The organism is Microbacterium sp., from assembly GCF_036823965.1.
Lineage (GTDB): Bacteria > Actinomycetota > Actinomycetes > Actinomycetales > Microbacteriaceae > Microbacterium.
The window spans coordinates 1-15,133 of sequence record NZ_DAITBE010000011.1; the positions used below are offsets into that span (position 1 = coordinate 1).

Consider the following 15,133-nt stretch of genomic DNA (forward strand, 5'->3'; position numbering starts at 1 on the left):
ACCGCCGGACTCCTTTTAGTCAAAATGGCCACCCATCGATGGGTGGCCATTTTGCATTCTGCCTGGAGCAATCGAAACACGAGAAGAGCCACCCAGCGATGGGTGGCTCTTCGTCGTTCACGAGCGATTCGGTCAGCGGCGGATCGGCAGTCGAAGCGTGACCACGCTGCCGGCGCCTTCCACGGATCGCAGCTGGACGTCACCGCCATGCCGCCGCATCACGGTTGCCACGACGGTGAGACCGATGCCTGAGCCATTGACGTCTCTGGCGTTCTGCGCACGCGCCAGCTCGTCGAACACCGCGGGTAGATCAGCGGCCGGAATGCCGCGACCGGCATCCGCGACGTCGATCACGGCCCAGCCGTGCTCTTCACGGAGGCGGACTTCGATCGGCGCGTCGGATGAGTACTTGGCGGCGTTGCTGAGGACATTGTCGATCGCGAGCGACACGAGGTCGAGATCGGCGCTCAGCGGTGGCACGGGCCACGGCACCCGCGTGACCGCGAACGCGATTCGTGCGCCGGCCAGCGGGTTCTGCAGAGCGAGTGCCGTGATGGACTCCGCGAGGAGCTGCTCGAGATCGACGAGCTCGAGTTCGAGTGGACGGGTCTCGAGTTCTGCCAGCTTTCGCAGATCGCGGACGAGTGCGCTCAGTTTCGTGGCCTGGGCGTCGATCACTCGCCACTCGTCTGCTGCGTTCTCGCTCTGCGCCACGGCGGCCGTCGCACGGATCGCGGTGATCGGGTTCTTCAGCTCATGGTCGAGGCGTGCAAGGAACCGCTGATGATTCGCCCGCTCCTGCAGCGCTGCGTGTGATGCCGCCTCGGCGACCGCGGCATCCGCGGCCCGGCGTGCACGCCGCCCCGCGCGCCGGCCGAGCAGCATCGTGCCGGGAACGGCCGACACCAGCACGCCTGCGATGAGCACCGCAGCCGGTAGGGCCAGGTCGATCGCGAGCACTCGCTGCTCGCCTGCTGCCGCCATCACGCCGGCCGCGATGGCGCAGAGTCCCACCGGCACAGCCGCGAGCACACCGAGCGCGACGCCGGGACGATCCGTCATGCGGCCACCACCCGCGCGATGAACAGATATCCCATGCTCTGCGCAGTCTCGATGAGTCGCGGTTCGCCTGACGTGTCGCCCAGCACCCGACGCAGCTCGGCGATCCGGTGATCCACCGCACGGCTGGACGACGCGAAGTCGAACCCCCAGAGGGCAGAGAGCAGGCGCTCCCGAGAATGCACCTCCTGCGGATGCAGCATGAAGTACTCGAGCAATGTGAACGCCTTGGGCGTCAGCGTCGCCTCGACACTTCCCCGCCACACCCGGCGCGCCGTGCGGTCGATCGTGACGTCGAGCGCTCGCAGGCGCTGCGCCGATCGAAGCGATCCCGCCCCCTGTGCCGTTCGGCGGAGGACCGCTCGGATCCGTGAGATCAGCTCATGCGGATCGAACGGTTTGTTCAGATAGTCATCCGCACCCTCGTCGAGGGCGGCGCTGCGCTCCCACGACTCGCCGACCTGCGTCAGGAGGATGATCGGCAGCCACAGCTGCCGGGCGCGGATGCGACGCACGAACTCGCGTCCGTCGACATGCGGCATGATGACGTCGCACACGACCAGATCCGGGACTTCGCGCTCGACCTCGGCGAGCCCGGCTCGCCCGTCCTCTGCGATGCGCACGTCGAAGCCGCTCCTCCCGAGCAACGCCGCGAGAGCATCCGTGATGGCCTCGTCATCGTCGACGAGCAGGATGCGCTGGCGCTCCGCCACCTCGATCACGGTCAGCCCCGTCCGAGCGCGTTCGCGGTGCCGGAGTCCTGCACGACCGGTGTCGGCCCCGTCCAGTACACCTGGTCGGCACTCCCGGACACGGTCACAGTGCCGATCGTCTCGGCATAGACGACGGTGCCGTCGCCGCTGATCGTGAGCTGCTCCACGTCATCCGTGATCACCACCCCGGCATCCATTTCGATCACGAGCTCTTCGCAGGAGCCCTCGACGCGGATGACCGCGCCGTCCTGGGCGAGCACGCCCGACGGGCACGACATCGTCACCGTCGCGCCGTCGATCAAGCGCGCCCGCTCGGCCGCGTGCTCGGGGGAGTATCCCGAGGTGGCCGGTGTCTCGGCCGTGTCTGGATCGTCGTCCGTCTCCTGAGGCGATGCGTCGGCCGGCGTCTCCGCACTGCTCGGCGTCTCGCTCGGTCGGTCGCGGTCGGTCGGATCGATGATGCTGACGGTGCATCCGCTGATCAGTACGACGGTCAGGAGGACGACGGTCGCGGCGGTCGGTCGGCGTGCGGAGCGCATGTCATCCATCCTGTCGTGCTCAGAGCGTCGCCGGGATGAAGATCTCGACGCGTCGGTTGAGCTGACGCCCGGCCGGGTTGTCGGCTCCGTCGATCTCGTTCGCCGCGACCGGACGGCTCTCACCGTATCCTTCGGCGGTCAGCGTCGTGCGGACTCCTCGCTTCTCGAGGTCGGCGACGACCGCATCCGCTCGCTCCTCAGACAGCGTCTGGTTCTCCGAATCCGAACCGACCGAATCCGTGTGGCCCGACACCGAGGCCTGCGCCACGTCGAGCGTGCTGAGCACCCCGGCCACGGCCTCGAGCGTCGTGGCGGCATCCGCCCGGATGTCGCTCCGGTTGAAGTCGAACAGCACGCCGTCCTCGAACGTCACGGTCGTGCCGCACGATTCCAGTGGGGCGAGTGTGCCGAGGGGTGGGAACACCCCGAGTGGCGGCACGACCGGCAGCGGCTCGGCCTCCACACGCTCGCCGTCGACCTGCGCGGTGCCGTCCCCGAAGTTCTGGATCGTGACGTCGCCATCGGTGTAGTTGCCGGACCCATCGCCGAAGTTCTGGATCGTCGTGGTGCCGTCGGTGTAGTTGCCGGAGCCGTCGCCGAAGTTCTGGATGGTCACCTCGCCGTCGGTGGAGTTGCCGGAGCCGTCGCCGAAGTTCTGGATCGTGACGCCATTGATCGTGGAGGTGCCTGAGCCGTCGCCGAAGTTCTGCACGGTCCCGTCCGGGCCGGTGAACGTGCCCGAGCCGTCGCCATAGAGCAGCGCGGTGCCGTTGCCCGAGATCACGCTGCCGCCCGCATCGCAGTGCGCGGGTGTGGCGATCGCACCGGGGATGCCGGCGAGCGCGTCGTTGACCTCGATCGCGAACGCCGAGGCCGAGGAGCCCAACAGTGACAGATCGGGAAGGAGGAACAGCGGAACGGGCGGGAACTGACCGACGTCGTACCCGGGGACGGTGGCGACAGCGGGCTCGGACGTCTCCTTCGGCGTCGAGGCGGCGCTCGGCTTCGGCGCCGGTGCCGGTGCCGGTGCCGGTGCCGCGGCGCAGCCGGTGATGACGAGGGCTGCGAGGAGCCCGAACGCGACTCCGCGACGGCGGCGGGATGCAGTCGATTCGGGACGTGTGGAGGTGGTCATGACACGAGCGTATCCAGCCGGTGTGGTGGCGTTGTCGCGGAGTTGTCGCAAGCCTGAGACAACGCCGCTCACCGCTGCACCCGGGACTGCAGGATCCCGGCGGTCTCGATCACGGCGTCAGCGAGCATCCGCTCCTCGAGCGCTTCGCCTGCCCACGTGACCGCGACCGCAGCGACCGGCCAGCCGGCGTGATCGCGGACCACCGCTCCGACGGAGCGCAGCCCCTCGGCCACCTCGCTGTCTTCCGTGGCATAGCCGCGTGAGCGCACCTCCCTGAGCAGTTCCCGCAGCTCGCCCGGTGTGCGCGGCCCGCGGCCGGTGCGGTCGGGGAATGCGGACGCGCTCGGGTACAGCGCGCGCACCTGCTCGCGGGGAAGCGCGGCCAGCATCGCCCGCCCGCTCGCAGTGAGGTGCGCCGGCAGTCGCACACCGACGTCCGTGACGAGTGCCGTGCGTCGCGGCGCTCGCTCCTCGACGATGTACAGCACGTCCCCGCCGCTCATGATCGCCAGGTGCGCGCTCTCGCCGAGCCGATCGGAGAGGGCAGCCACCAGCGGCCGCCCGAGTCTCGCGAGGGGCTGCTGCCGTGCGTAGCCACCCGAGAGCTCGAATGCCGAGGTGCCGAGCCCCCAACGCTGCTCATCCCGGAAGTGCAGCACGAACCCGTGCGCGGCGAGCGTGTTGAGCAGGTGATAGACCGTCGACCTGGGGAGCGCCAGCTCGCGGGCGATGGCGGATGCAGCGACCGGTGCCGGACGGCCGGCGAGATAGCTGAGGATCCGCAGCGTCTGCTCTGCCGCAGGGACCTGCGGATCCCGGCGTCGTGCGCGTTCGTCGCTGTCTGGGATCACAGACACAGGATGCCATGAACTGCTGTCGCGAGCGACACCACGGGTGTGGAATCAGAACATGAGTGCTCTTCCCTCCGTCGTCCTCGGCGCGCAGCCGCTGTCTCCCGCCGACCTCGTCGCCGTCGCACGCCACGGTGCGCACGTCGTGATCGACGATGCGGCGCTCGAGCGGGTGGCCCAGACGCGACACGTCATCGACGGTCTCGCCGCCGATCCGCATCCGCACTACGGGGTCTCGACCGGCTTCGGCGCCCTCGCGACGACATTCATCGCGCCCGACCGTCGCCTCCAGCTCCAGGCGAGCCTGATCCGCTCCCATGCCGCGGGAACCGGCGCCGAGATCGAGCCGGAGGTCACGCGCGGTCTTCAGCTGCTGCGCCTGCAGACGCTCGCGTCCGGCCGCACCGGGGTGCGTCCGATCGTCGTCGAGACCTACGCGGCCATGCTCAATGCCGGGATCACCCCGATCGTGCGCGAGTACGGCTCGCTCGGCTGCTCCGGCGACCTCGCACCGCTCGCCCACATCGCCCTCGCCGCGATGGGGGAGGGCGACGTGCGTGTGCTTCGACAGGCTCAGCAACCCAGCGCGGCGGTTCAGCAACCCGGCGCGGCGGTTCAGCAACCCTCAGTGGTCATCCCCGCATCCGAGGCGCTGGCCGAGGCCGGTATCGCCCCACTCACGCTCGTGGAGAAGGAGGGGCTCGCGCTGATCAACGGCACCGACGGCATGCTCGGCTCGCTCGTGCTCGCGCTGCACGACCTCGAGATGCTGCTGCTCACGGCTGATGTCGCCGCGGCCATGTCGATCGAGTCGCAGTTCGGGACGGATGCCGTCTTCGCCGCCGACCTCATGGCGCTGCGTCCGCAGACGGGACAGGCCGAGTCCGCCGCGCATCTGCGCGCGTTCCTCGGCGACTCGCCCATGGTCGCGAGCCACAAGGGACCGGAAGACGGCCGCGTGCAGGACGCCTACTCGCTCCGCTGCTCGCCGCAGGTGCACGGTGCAGCCCGCGACACCATGGCGCACGCCGACATGATCGCCGGACGCGAGCTCGCGAGCGTGATCGACAACCCGGTGATCACGGTCGACGGACGCATCGAGTCGAACGGCAACTTCCACGGTGCGCCGGTCGCCGCGGTCCTCGACTTCCTCGCGATCTCGATCGCCGACGTCGCGTCCGTCTCCGAGCGCCGCACAGACCGCGCGCTCGACCCCGCTCGCAACCGCGGTCTGCCGCCGTTCCTCGCCGACGAGGTCGGCGTCGATTCCGGACTCATGATCGCGCAGTACGCCTCGGCCGGCATCGTGTCCGAGCTCAAGCGCCTGGCCGTGCCGGCATCCGTCGACTCGATCCCCTCGTCCGCGATGCAGGAGGACCACGTCTCGATGGGCTGGGCAGCCGCGCGCAAGCTCCGCCGAGCGATCGACGGCCTCGGCCGCGTGCTCGCGATCGAGATCCTGACCGGCGCCCGCGCCCTCGACCTGCGTGCCCCGCTGCAGGCCGGTCCAGCGACCGGCGCCGTGCGCGACCTCGTCCGCACCGTGGCCGAAGGGCCTGGCCCCGACCGCTTCCTCTCCCCGGAGATCGAAGCCGTCACCGCACTCGTCCAGTCGGGCGCCGTCGCCCGCATCGCAAAGGAGCACACGAATGCCTGACACCACTGCACCCTCCGCCGAAACCGCGACGAGCGACGTCGATCGCAGCCGCATCCGCGCCGCACGAGGCAACCAGCGCACAGCCAAGAGCTGGGGCGCGGAGGCTGCCAAGCGGATGCTGATGAACAACCTCGACCCCGAGGTCGCCGAGCATCCGGAAGACCTCGTCGTCTACGGCGGCACCGGCAAGGCCGCACGCAACTGGGCCGCGTACGACGCGATCGTGCGCACGCTCGACGAGCTCGAACCCGATGAGACGCTGCTCGTGCAGTCTGGCAAGCCGGTCGGGGTGTTCCGCACGCACGACTGGGCGCCGCGGGTGCTGATCGCGAACTCGAACCTCGTGGGCGACTGGGCGACGTGGCCCGAGTTCCGCAAGCTCGAAGAACTCGGGCTCATCATGTACGGCCAGATGACCGCTGGTTCCTGGATCTACATCGGCACGCAGGGGATCCTGCAGGGCACGTATGAGACCTTCGCCGCGGTGGCCCGGTCGCTCGGACGCGAGTCGCTCCACGGCACCCTCACCCTGACCGGCGGTGCCGGCGGCATGGGTGGAGCGCAGCCGCTCGCGGTGACCCTCAACGACGGCGTGGTGCTGATCGTCGACGTCGATGAGTCGCGACTGGCTCGCCGCGTGGAGCACGGCTACCTCGACGAGTACACGACCGATCTCGACGCAGCGATCGCTCGCGTGGTCGCCGCGAAGGAGGCAGGCGAGGCGCTCTCGGTCGGCATCGTCGGCAACGCCGCAGAGCTGTTCCCCGAGCTGTTGCGCCGCGGCGTGCCGATCGACATCGTGACCGACCAGACCAGCGCGCACGACCCCCTCGCGTACCTCCCGGTCGGCATCACCGTGGCCGACTGGAAGGCGGAGGCCGACCGCGACCCGGAGGAGTTCACCCGCCGCGCCCGCCAATCCATGGCTGCGCACGTCGCCGCGATGGTGGCGTTCCAGGATGCCGGGGCCGCCGTCTTCGACTACGGCAACTCGATCCGGCGCGAGGCGGAGCTCGGCGGCTTCGACCGTGCCTTCGAGTTCCCCGGCTTCGTGCCGGCGTACATCCGTCCGCAGTTCGAAGAGGGCCGCGGACCCTTCCGCTGGGCTGCGCTCTCCGGCGACCCCGAGGACATCTACAAGACCGACCGTGCCATCGCCGAGCTGTTCCCCGAGGACGCCGCGCTGCACCGCTGGCTGCAGAAAGCGGGAGAGAAGGTGCATTTCGAGGGCCTGCCTGCGCGCATCTGCTGGCTCGGCTACAAAGAACGCCACCTCGCCGGACTGAAGTTCAACGAGATGGTCGCCTCCGGCGAACTCGCGGCTCCGATCGTGATCGGCCGTGACCACCTCGACTCCGGTTCGGTGGCATCGCCGTACCGTGAGACCGAGGCCATGAAGGACGGATCGGACGCGATCGCCGACTGGCCGCTGCTGAACGCGCTGCTGAACACGGCATCCGGAGCATCCTGGGTCTCGCTGCACCACGGCGGCGGCGTCGGCATCGGCCGATCCATCCACGCGGGGCAGGTCACGGTCGCCGATGGTACCGAGCTCGCGGCGCAGAAGCTCGAGCGCGTGCTCACGAACGACCCCGGCACCGGTGTCATGCGTCACGTGGATGCCGGGTACGAGCACGCACGCGACGTCGCGCGCGAGCGCGGCCTGAAGGTGCCGATGCTGTGAGCACCGTGCTGATCACGAACATCGGCGAGCTGACGACGAACGAGCCGGTCGGCCCTTCGACAGGCTCAGGGACCCAGGGTGCGGGAGCAGGGCCCGATGGTGCGAGCCCGGGGACCCAGGGTGCGAGCTCGGGGGCCCGGACCCTGCACGACGCAGCCGTGCTGATCGACGGTGATCGCATCGCCTGGGTCGGTGCGGCGGCGGATGCCCCGGCGGCCGACGGGGTCGTGGATGCCGAGGGTCGTGCCGTGATCCCCGGGTTCGTCGACAGCCACAGCCACCTCGTGTTCGCGGGGGACCGCGCCGCCGAGTTCGAGGCGCGGATGGCTGGGCAGAAGTACGCGGCCGGCGGCATCCGCTCCACCGTCGCAGCCACCCGTGCCGCGAGCGACGACGAACTGCGCGCCAGGCTGCGCGGGTTCCTCGACGAGATGCTCGCCCAGGGCACGACGACGGTCGAGATCAAGAGCGGCTACGGGCTGAGCGTCGCGGACGAGCAGCGCCTCGTGCGCCTCGCCGCCGAGGTGACGCCGGAGGTGACCTTCCTCGGCGCGCACGTCGTGCCGGCCGAGTACGCGGATCGCCCAGATGCGTACGTCGACCTCGTCACGGGGCCGATGCTCGACGCCTGCGCGCCGCACGCGAAGTGGATCGACGTGTTCTGCGAGACCGGAGCCTTCACCGTGCCGCAGTCGCGACGGGTGCTCGAGGCCGGCATCGCCCGAGGACTCGCCCCGCGCGTGCACGCGAGCCAGCTCGGACCCGGCGAGGGCGTGCGCCTGGCCGTCGAGCTCGGCGCCGCATCCGTCGACCACGGCACCTACCTGACCGACGACGACGTCGCGGCGCTCGCCGCATCCGACACCGTCCTGACCCTGCTGCCCGGTGTCGAGTTCTCGACCCGTCAGCCGTATCCGGACGCCCGCCGCCTGATCGACGCGGGGGTCACGGTCGCGATCGCGTGCGACACGAACCCTGGCTCGAGTTTCACGTCGTCGATGCCGTTCTGCATCGCGATCGCGGTCCGCGACATGGGCATGACGCCGGCGGAGGCCGTATGGGCGGCGACCGCCGGCGGCGCGAGAGCGCTGCGCCGCGACGACGTCGGCGTGATCGTGCCAGGCGCCCGAGCGGATCTCGTGCTGCTCGATGCGCCGACGCGCATCCACCTCGCCTATCGTCCTGGGGTCCCGCTCGTGCATCGGGTGTGGAAGGACGGCGTCGCGATCGGGTGAGATCCCGACCGCGACACCGTCCGTCGCGTCACCGCAGCGCCTGTGCGCACACGACAGCCGCCGCGGCCGACCATGCCTGCGGTCGGCAGGCCGCGGGATACGGGACGGGACGGCCGCCGGGAACACGCGTGTCCCCTGACTGCAGCTCGGGAACGCGGTAGTCGAACCCCTCGGCCGAGTCCAGCAGCTGGAGCGCGACCGTCCCTGCGTGCTCCTCGAGACCGGACCGCAGCATCCCGTGCAGTGCGATCGCGGTGTCGTGCACCCAGACGCTGCCGCCGTGATAGCTCAGCGGCCAGTAGCCGTCGGCGCCGGTCGACATCGTGCGGATGCCGTAGCCGCTCGACAGCGACGCACCGACGAGCAGTTCGGCGCACGCTCGTTCTTCGTCGGGGTCGAGCAGCCCGGTGCCGAGCAGATGGCCGATGTTGCTGGTGAGGGTGTCGACCGGGGCGCCGTGCGCGTCCAGTGCGATCGCGGGATAGCGCCCCTCCGGCGTCGTCACCCAGTAGACGTCTCGGAACCGCTGACGCAGATCCGCGGCCCACTCGCGCAGCTCTTCTCCGCCGGGCTCCCCGAGTGCATCGAGCAGGTCGGCGCCGCGCGTCGCGGCCTCGTAGGCGTAGGCCTGCACCTCGCTGAGCGCGATCGGGCCCTCGGCCAGGCGTCCGTCACGCCACTGGATCGAGTCACCGGAGTCCTTCCAACCCTGGTTCGCGAGGCCGTGCCCTGTCTCGTCCACGTAGTCGATGAATCCGCTGCCCGAGGCATCGCCGTGCTCGGTCATCCAGCCCAGCGCAGCGCGCAGCGCGGGGAGGAGCTCGCGAACCTCCTGCTGCGGCATCCCGGCATCCTTCGCGTCAGCCAGCAGGCACACCCACAGCGGCGTCGCATCGACCGTGCCGTAGTAGAGCGGCGGCAGGTGCACGCCCTCGTTCGGCAGCGACAGCACGCCGCTGCGCAGCTCGTGCGCGATCTTGCCCGGTGCTTCGGCGGTCGACGGGTCCTTCGTGGTCCCCTGCAGGCGGGCGAGCACGCGCAGGGTCGACGCCGCCATCGTCGGATCCGTGTCGAGCGCGAGCCGCGCCGCCCAGATCGAGTCCCGGCCGAACAGCGTGAAGAACCACGGGGCACCGGCGGCGTAGAACGCGTCCTCCGGGTGCGCCGGCAGCGCGAGCCGGAGCGCATCGAGATCGGCCGAAGCCTGCGCGAGCCAGCGGGCAGCGCGGGGATCGGTCGGAGTCTCGCCCCGTTCCACCGAAGCGGATGGGCGGGCGGCGGTCACCACGAGCGTCGGATCGCTCAGCGCCAGCTCCCAGCGCACCTCGCTCCGTCCACGAGCGGGAACGGTCAGCTCCCAGCGGAACACGAGCGCATCGCCGTCGTGGGTGATCGCGGCGTCCGGCGCCGACACCGCGAACGAGGCGTCGCCGGCGCGGCAGACGCTCCCGTCCCAGGTCCATTCCGTCTGGACGGATGCTCCGGCCTTCACCTCTTGCATCGGTGCGAAGTCCGGCGTCATGCGCATCGTGATGCCGACCGAGACCGGCGCGGCCAGATGCGAGGAGACCTGCATGCTCTCGCCGAACGAGCCGGCCGCCACGCGGCGTTCGCGATCGAGACGCACCTTCGGGTCGGCGGAGTCGTCGTCGATGCCGCGGAGCACGTCGGTGAGCACCACGAGCCTCGGGTCGGGCGAGGAGCACGCGATCGACTCCAGCGCCGTGCCGTCGACCGAGAGCTCGATGCCGCGGACGTGGCGGACATCGCCGTGATAGATCCCGTGGATCGGAGCGGTCCCCATGCGGCCGGTGGCATCCGACCAGACCTGGGTCGGTGCCTCGAGCACGATCACGGCGTCGTCCAGCAGCGGCTGGAGGGGCGGGGTGGGGGTCATTCCTTGACGGCTCCTTCTGTGGTGTTCATGATGCGGCGCTGGAAGATGAAGAACATCACGGCGACGGGGATCGTCATGATGAGTGCAGCGGCGAGTTTGATCGGATACTGCGTGCCCTGGCTGAGCTGGCCGCTCGCGAGGGACGCGACGCCCTTGGTGAGGGTGGTGAGGGCCGGGTCGTTCGTCGAGACGATGAAGTGACTCAGCTCGTTCCACGACCCCTGGAAGGACAGGATGATGATCGTGACGAGTGCGGGCGTCGCCATCGGCAGCACCACGGACCAGAAGATGCGGAACGTGCCTGCGCCGTCGATCCTCGCCTGCTCCTCGACGGACGCTGGGATCGACTCGAAGAAGTTCTTCATGATGAAGACGCCGGCGGCATCCACGAGGAGGGGCAGGATCATGCCCGCATAGGAGTTGAACATGCCGAGCTGGTTGATCACGAGGAACTTCGGGATGAGCAGCACGACCGTCGGCACCGCCATCACCGCGACGAGCGCGGCGAACACGACGCCGCGACCGCGGAAGCGCAGGCGTGCGAGCGCGTAGCCTGCGAGCGAGTTGAAGAAGACCCGGCCGATCGTGACGAACACGGTCACGACCGCGCTGTTCACGAACCACGACGGGAACGTCGAGTTCGCGAAGAGACGCTCGTAGGCGGCGAACGTCCAGACATCGGGGATGAGCGAGATGCCGGAGCTCGCGGCATCCTGATCCGTCTTGAAACTCGTCGCCACCTGCACCAGGAACGGGTAGATGTAGATGATCGCGAGCAGGATCAGCACCGCGTAGAGCACGATCTGCCACGTGAGCTGCTTGGGGGAGAGCCTCATGACACCCCTCCCTTGCGCGTGATCTCGTAGGCACGGAGCCGTCGGCGCGACACCGGGCGGTCGCGCAGGACCCAGCGCTGCAGCAGCGTGAACACCACGATGATGACGAACAGGATGAACGCGATTGCCGCGCCCTGCCCCCACTCCTGCTTGGTGAACGCGGTCTGATACGACAGGAACGCCGGTGTCAGGGTCGTCTTGCTCGGCGCGCCCTGGGTGCCGGCGTAGATCTGGTCGAACACCTGCCAGCATCCGATCAGACCGAGCGTCAGCACCGTGAACAGCGTCGGGCGCAGCTGCGGGAGGGTCACGCGCCAGAAGCGCTGCCAGCCGTTCGCGCCGTCCATCATCGCGGCCTCATCGACGTCGGCGCCGATGTTCTGCAGGCCGGCCAGGAACAGCAGCATGAACGTGCCCGAGGTCGTGAACACGGCCATCAGGATGTACGCGCTCATCGCGATCGAGGGACCGGCGAGCCAGTCCCACCACGAGACGCCGAGCGTGCCGCCCTGGGTGAGAGCACCAGGACCGTTCTCGACGCCGACGGTGCCGAGCAGCAGATGCAGGATGCCGCGGGGGTCGTTGAACCAGTTCGGACCGGTGACGCCGAACCAGGAGAGCACGTCGTTCACGGCACCGCTGGCCGAGAACAGGAACATCCACAGCACGGTGATGGCGACAGAGCTCGTCACCGAAGGGAAGTAGTAGGCGGTGCGGAAGAACCCGCGGCCGCGGAGCATCGCACGGTTGACCAGCACGGCCAGGAAGAGCGCGAGCGCGGTCTGCAGCGGCACGACCAGCACCACGTACCAGGCGTTGTTGCGCAGCGCGGTGCCGAAGTCGCGGGTCGCGAGGCCGCCGTCGGTGAGCACGGCGGCGTAGTTCTCGGTGCCGACGAACGAGACGTCGCCGGACAGGGGACTGCCGCGCCCGGCCCAGTCGGAGACGCTCACCCACAGTGCCATGAGCACCGGCACGAGCAGGAAGACGCCGAGGATCGCGATCACCGGCGCGGTGAACAGCCATCCGGCGGCTGCCTCGCCGCGGCGGAGTCCTGACGCCCCGCCGCGGCGGAGCCCCGAGGCCCCGCCGCGACGAGGTGCGGTCTGCGCGGTCATGACTACTCGACGACCGCTTCGAGGTTGGACTGGACCGAGTCGAGGATCTGCGACGGCTCGGTCGACTTCAGGGACTCGAGCTGCGAGTTGAAGTCGGCGATCACATCGGCGGCGCCGTCCTGGTTCGGCGGGAACTGGGCGTAGTCGGCGCCGGAGAGGAACGGCACGAGGGCCGCGTTGTCTGCGGTCCAGGCATCGGCAGCCGAGGTGATCGACGGCATCGGGCCGAAGGCCTTCGAGAACGCGAGCTGGCTGTCGGCGCTGGTCAGGTACTGCACGAGTTCGAGCGCCGCCTGCTGGTTGGGGCTGTCGGCGGCCATGCCCCAGCAGTTGGTGAACTGCAGCGTGCCCTGACCGGAGGGGCCGGACGGCAGCTCGGCGACCGTGTAGTCGACGTCGCTGTAGTCGTTCGACATCGCGCCGGTGATCCAGTTGCCCTCGATCACCATGGCAGCGGACTGCTTGCCGAACGCCTCGCCGCCCCATCCTGCACCGACGTCCTTCGCGAACGCGAACGTGCCGTCCGCGAGGTGCGTCTTGACGTAGTCGAGCGCCTGGACGTTCGCGTCATCATCGGCGATCGCCGCACCGTCGCGCACGAGGCCGCCGCCTGCCTCAGCCATGAAGACACCGAGGCGCTGGTACTCGGCGCCGAATGCGAGACCGACGTGGTCGGCTGTGGTCAGCGTCTTCGCGACCGCGGCGAGGTCGTCCCAGCTCTTCGGGATGTCGGCGTCGGTGAGTCCGGCGTCGGTCCACATCTGCGTGTTGATCACGAGGGCGAGGGTGGAGAAGTCCTTCGGCGCGCAGTAGAACGTGCCGTCGACGGTGAAGTTCTCGACCAGCGAGGGGTAGAAGTCGGCTTTGTTCTCGAGCTGGTCGCCGTACGCCTTGAGCGACCCGTTCGAGGCGTAGCCGGCCATCTGATCGGCCGACAGGTAGAACAGGTCGGCCGGGTTGCCGGCGGCGAAGCCCTGCGACATCTCCTGGTCGAGATTGCTGGCGACCTGGAGCGAGACGTCGACGCCGGAGTCCTTCGACCAGGCGTCGACGGCCGACTGCACTGCTGCCGTCTCGGCGTCGCCCGACGAGCCGATGAGCACCGTCAGTGCGTCGTCCGAGGAGGTGAGGCCCTCGGCATCCGGCGTCGCGCTGTCATCGCCGGAGAAGCCGGATCCGCAGCCGGTCAGGACGAGGGCGCTGGTCAGCAGCACCGCTCCGGTGCCGAGAAGTGCGCGTGTGGTTGGCCGAGTCATGGTCTCTCTCCTTTGATGAGTCACTGCGGTGCCCGAGGGGGCTGTACGTCTTCATGGCAGAAATTTGATCGATCAAACTCCGCGTGGCCTAGGCTAGGCGCGGGGTGCGGGAGTGTCAAGCCCGCCCGGATGGAGGAGGTGCGGATGGCGAAGGCGCCCACGGTCGAAGACGTCGCCGCGCACGCCGGTGTCTCGAGGCAGACCGTGTCGAACGTGCTGAACACCCCGGACATCGTGCGCCCGGCGACGCGTGAGCGGGTGCTCGCCGCGATCGATGCGCTCGGCTACCGTCGGCACGCCGCGGCTCGCCGCCTCCGACTGCGACGCAGCTCCACCATCGGCATCCGCTTGCATTCCTATCTCGGCGGCGTCTCGGGCGTCGTGCTCGACCGATTCGTGCACGCGATCACCGAGCGTGCGAGCGACCGCGGGATGCGGATGCTGGTCTACGCCGCACGGACTCCGCAGGAGGAGCTCGTGCGTCTCGGCGAGCTCTGGGACGGATCCGAGATCGATGCCGCGATCCTCACCGCGACCGAGCGCGACGATCCCCGGGTGCGCAGGCTCGACGAGATCGGTCTGCCCTTCATCTCCTTCGGCCGGCCGTGGGGCGAAGACGACATCGCCGATCCCCGCCACCTGTGGGTGGACGTCGACGGCGCCGCCGGTACCCGTGCCGCGACCGAGCACGCGCTCAGCCGCGGACGGGACGTCGCCTTCCTCGGCTGGCCGTCCGGATCGGGGACGGGGGATGATCGCGAGCGCGGATGGCTCGAGGCGATGTCCTCCGCCAGCGCGCAGGGCGATCGCCTCGTCGCCGAGGAGGGCGTGCCGTTCGCGCGTGCCAGTGTCGACGCCGCGCTCGCCGCAGGCGCCGCACCTGACGCGATCGTGTGCGCCAGCGATTCGCTCGCGGTCGGTGCGCTGCTCGCGGTCGCTGATGCGGGGCTGCGGCTGCCCGTGATCGGCTTCGACAACACCCCGACCGCCGAGGCGCTCGGGTTCTCGAGTGTGGAGCAGCGACCCGAGGATGTCGCGACAGCGATCCTCGAGCTCCTCCTCGGGCCGACGGGCGAGATCGTCGTGCCGCGCAGCGTGGAGGCCGGATCAGCGCATGCCCTGATCACGCCGGAACTCGTGGTGCGCTGAGACC

At 69.6% G+C, this 15,133-nt stretch carries 13 protein-coding genes; 4 read left to right on the top strand and 9 right to left on the bottom strand.

What is annotated here, in order from left to right:
• Positions 1 to 132 precede the first annotated feature (132 nt).
• The 5 genes from V7Z82_RS15860 to V7Z82_RS15880 all read right to left on the bottom strand — a co-directional run bounded on the left by V7Z82_RS15860 (position 133) and on the right by V7Z82_RS15880 (position 4,303).
• Positions 133 to 1,062, bottom strand: a complete 930-nt coding sequence (locus V7Z82_RS15860) for a sensor histidine kinase (protein ID WP_334152595.1) — start codon at positions 1,060 to 1,062, stop codon at positions 133 to 135.
• Positions 1,059 to 1,781: a response regulator transcription factor gene (locus V7Z82_RS15865; protein ID WP_334152596.1), complete on the bottom strand. Its 723-nt coding sequence runs from the start codon at positions 1,779 to 1,781 to the stop codon at positions 1,059 to 1,061. Before V7Z82_RS15865 ends, V7Z82_RS15860 begins: the two co-directional genes overlap by 4 nt.
• Before the next feature lie 2 nt (positions 1,782 to 1,783).
• Entirely contained in the window at positions 1,784 to 2,311 is a 528-nt protein-coding gene (locus V7Z82_RS15870; protein WP_334152597.1) for a DUF3060 domain-containing protein, read from the bottom strand.
• A 19-nt stretch (positions 2,312 to 2,330) separates the two neighbouring features.
• Complete coding sequence (locus tag V7Z82_RS15875; RefSeq protein WP_334152598.1) at positions 2,331 to 3,446, bottom strand: OmpA family protein; 1,116 nt, start codon at positions 3,444 to 3,446, stop codon at positions 2,331 to 2,333.
• A 68-nt stretch (positions 3,447 to 3,514) separates the two neighbouring features.
• Positions 3,515 to 4,303, bottom strand: a complete 789-nt coding sequence (locus V7Z82_RS15880) for an IclR family transcriptional regulator (protein ID WP_334152599.1) — start codon at positions 4,301 to 4,303, stop codon at positions 3,515 to 3,517.
• 52 nt (positions 4,304 to 4,355) lie between these two features.
• Here V7Z82_RS15880 and hutH point away from each other — a divergent pair, with 52 nt between their 5' ends.
• From hutH to hutI, 3 genes are read left to right on the top strand one after another with little or no spacing between them, the layout of a single operon-like run.
• Positions 4,356 to 5,954 carry a histidine ammonia-lyase gene (gene hutH, locus V7Z82_RS15885; RefSeq protein ID WP_334152600.1) on the top strand — a complete coding sequence of 533 codons (1,599 nt, stop codon included), beginning with the start codon at positions 4,356 to 4,358 and terminating at the stop codon, positions 5,952 to 5,954.
• On the top strand, positions 5,947 to 7,638 hold the full coding sequence (gene hutU / locus V7Z82_RS15890; protein WP_334152601.1) for a urocanate hydratase: 1,692 nt from the start codon (positions 5,947 to 5,949) through the stop codon (positions 7,636 to 7,638). Before hutH ends, hutU begins: the two co-directional genes overlap by 8 nt.
• Positions 7,635 to 8,873, top strand: a complete 1,239-nt coding sequence (gene hutI, locus V7Z82_RS15895) for an imidazolonepropionase (protein ID WP_334152602.1) — start codon at positions 7,635 to 7,637, stop codon at positions 8,871 to 8,873. Before hutU ends, hutI begins: the two co-directional genes overlap by 4 nt.
• A 28-nt stretch (positions 8,874 to 8,901) precedes the next feature.
• Here the strand turns inward: hutI and V7Z82_RS15900 are convergent, their stop codons facing one another.
• Genes V7Z82_RS15900 through V7Z82_RS15915 form a run of 4 tightly spaced genes read right to left on the bottom strand, consistent with a single transcriptional unit; the run spans position 8,902 to position 13,980 of the window.
• Positions 8,902 to 10,770, bottom strand: coding sequence for a glycogen debranching N-terminal domain-containing protein (locus V7Z82_RS15900; protein ID WP_334152603.1), 1,869 nt, complete (start codon positions 10,768 to 10,770; stop codon positions 8,902 to 8,904).
• Complete coding sequence (locus V7Z82_RS15905; RefSeq protein ID WP_334152604.1) at positions 10,767 to 11,606, bottom strand: carbohydrate ABC transporter permease; 840 nt, start codon at positions 11,604 to 11,606, stop codon at positions 10,767 to 10,769. The genes V7Z82_RS15900 and V7Z82_RS15905 overlap by 4 nt, the downstream gene beginning before the upstream one ends.
• Positions 11,603 to 12,724 carry a carbohydrate ABC transporter permease gene (locus V7Z82_RS15910; protein ID WP_334152605.1) on the bottom strand — a complete coding sequence of 374 codons (1,122 nt, stop codon included), beginning with the start codon at positions 12,722 to 12,724 and terminating at the stop codon, positions 11,603 to 11,605. Before V7Z82_RS15910 ends, V7Z82_RS15905 begins: the two co-directional genes overlap by 4 nt.
• Positions 12,725 to 12,726: 2 nt before the next feature.
• Positions 12,727 to 13,980, bottom strand: coding sequence for a sugar ABC transporter substrate-binding protein (locus V7Z82_RS15915; RefSeq protein WP_334152606.1), 1,254 nt, complete (start codon positions 13,978 to 13,980; stop codon positions 12,727 to 12,729).
• A 144-nt stretch (positions 13,981 to 14,124) separates the two neighbouring features.
• Between V7Z82_RS15915 and V7Z82_RS15920 the strand changes: the two genes are divergently transcribed.
• Entirely contained in the window at positions 14,125 to 15,129 is a 1,005-nt protein-coding gene (locus tag V7Z82_RS15920; protein WP_334152607.1) for a LacI family DNA-binding transcriptional regulator, read from the top strand.
• Positions 15,130 to 15,133 lie beyond the last annotated feature (4 nt).

Excerpts from the sequence above, each read along its gene's own strand:
- V7Z82_RS15915 (WP_334152606.1), bottom strand. The coding sequence starts at position 13,980 with ATGACTCGGCCAACCACACGCGCACTTCTCGGCACCGGAGCGGTGCTG.
- V7Z82_RS15920 (WP_334152607.1), top strand. The coding sequence starts at position 14,125 with ATGGCGAAGGCGCCCACGGTCGAAGACGTCGCCGCGCACGCCGGTGTC.
- hutH (WP_334152600.1), top strand. The coding sequence starts at position 4,356 with ATGAGTGCTCTTCCCTCCGTCGTCCTCGGCGCGCAGCCGCTGTCTCCC.
- V7Z82_RS15905 (WP_334152604.1), bottom strand. The coding sequence starts at position 11,606 with ATGAGGCTCTCCCCCAAGCAGCTCACGTGGCAGATCGTGCTCTACGCG.
- V7Z82_RS15860 (WP_334152595.1), bottom strand. The coding sequence starts at position 1,062 with ATGACGGATCGTCCCGGCGTCGCGCTCGGTGTGCTCGCGGCTGTGCCG.
- V7Z82_RS15900 (WP_334152603.1), bottom strand. The coding sequence starts at position 10,770 with ATGACCCCCACCCCGCCCCTCCAGCCGCTGCTGGACGACGCCGTGATC.
- V7Z82_RS15910 (WP_334152605.1), bottom strand. The coding sequence starts at position 12,724 with ATGACCGCGCAGACCGCACCTCGTCGCGGCGGGGCCTCGGGGCTCCGC.
- hutU (WP_334152601.1), top strand. The coding sequence starts at position 5,947 with ATGCCTGACACCACTGCACCCTCCGCCGAAACCGCGACGAGCGACGTC.
- V7Z82_RS15875 (WP_334152598.1), bottom strand. The coding sequence starts at position 3,446 with ATGACCACCTCCACACGTCCCGAATCGACTGCATCCCGCCGCCGTCGC.
- V7Z82_RS15870 (WP_334152597.1), bottom strand. The coding sequence starts at position 2,311 with ATGCGCTCCGCACGCCGACCGACCGCCGCGACCGTCGTCCTCCTGACC.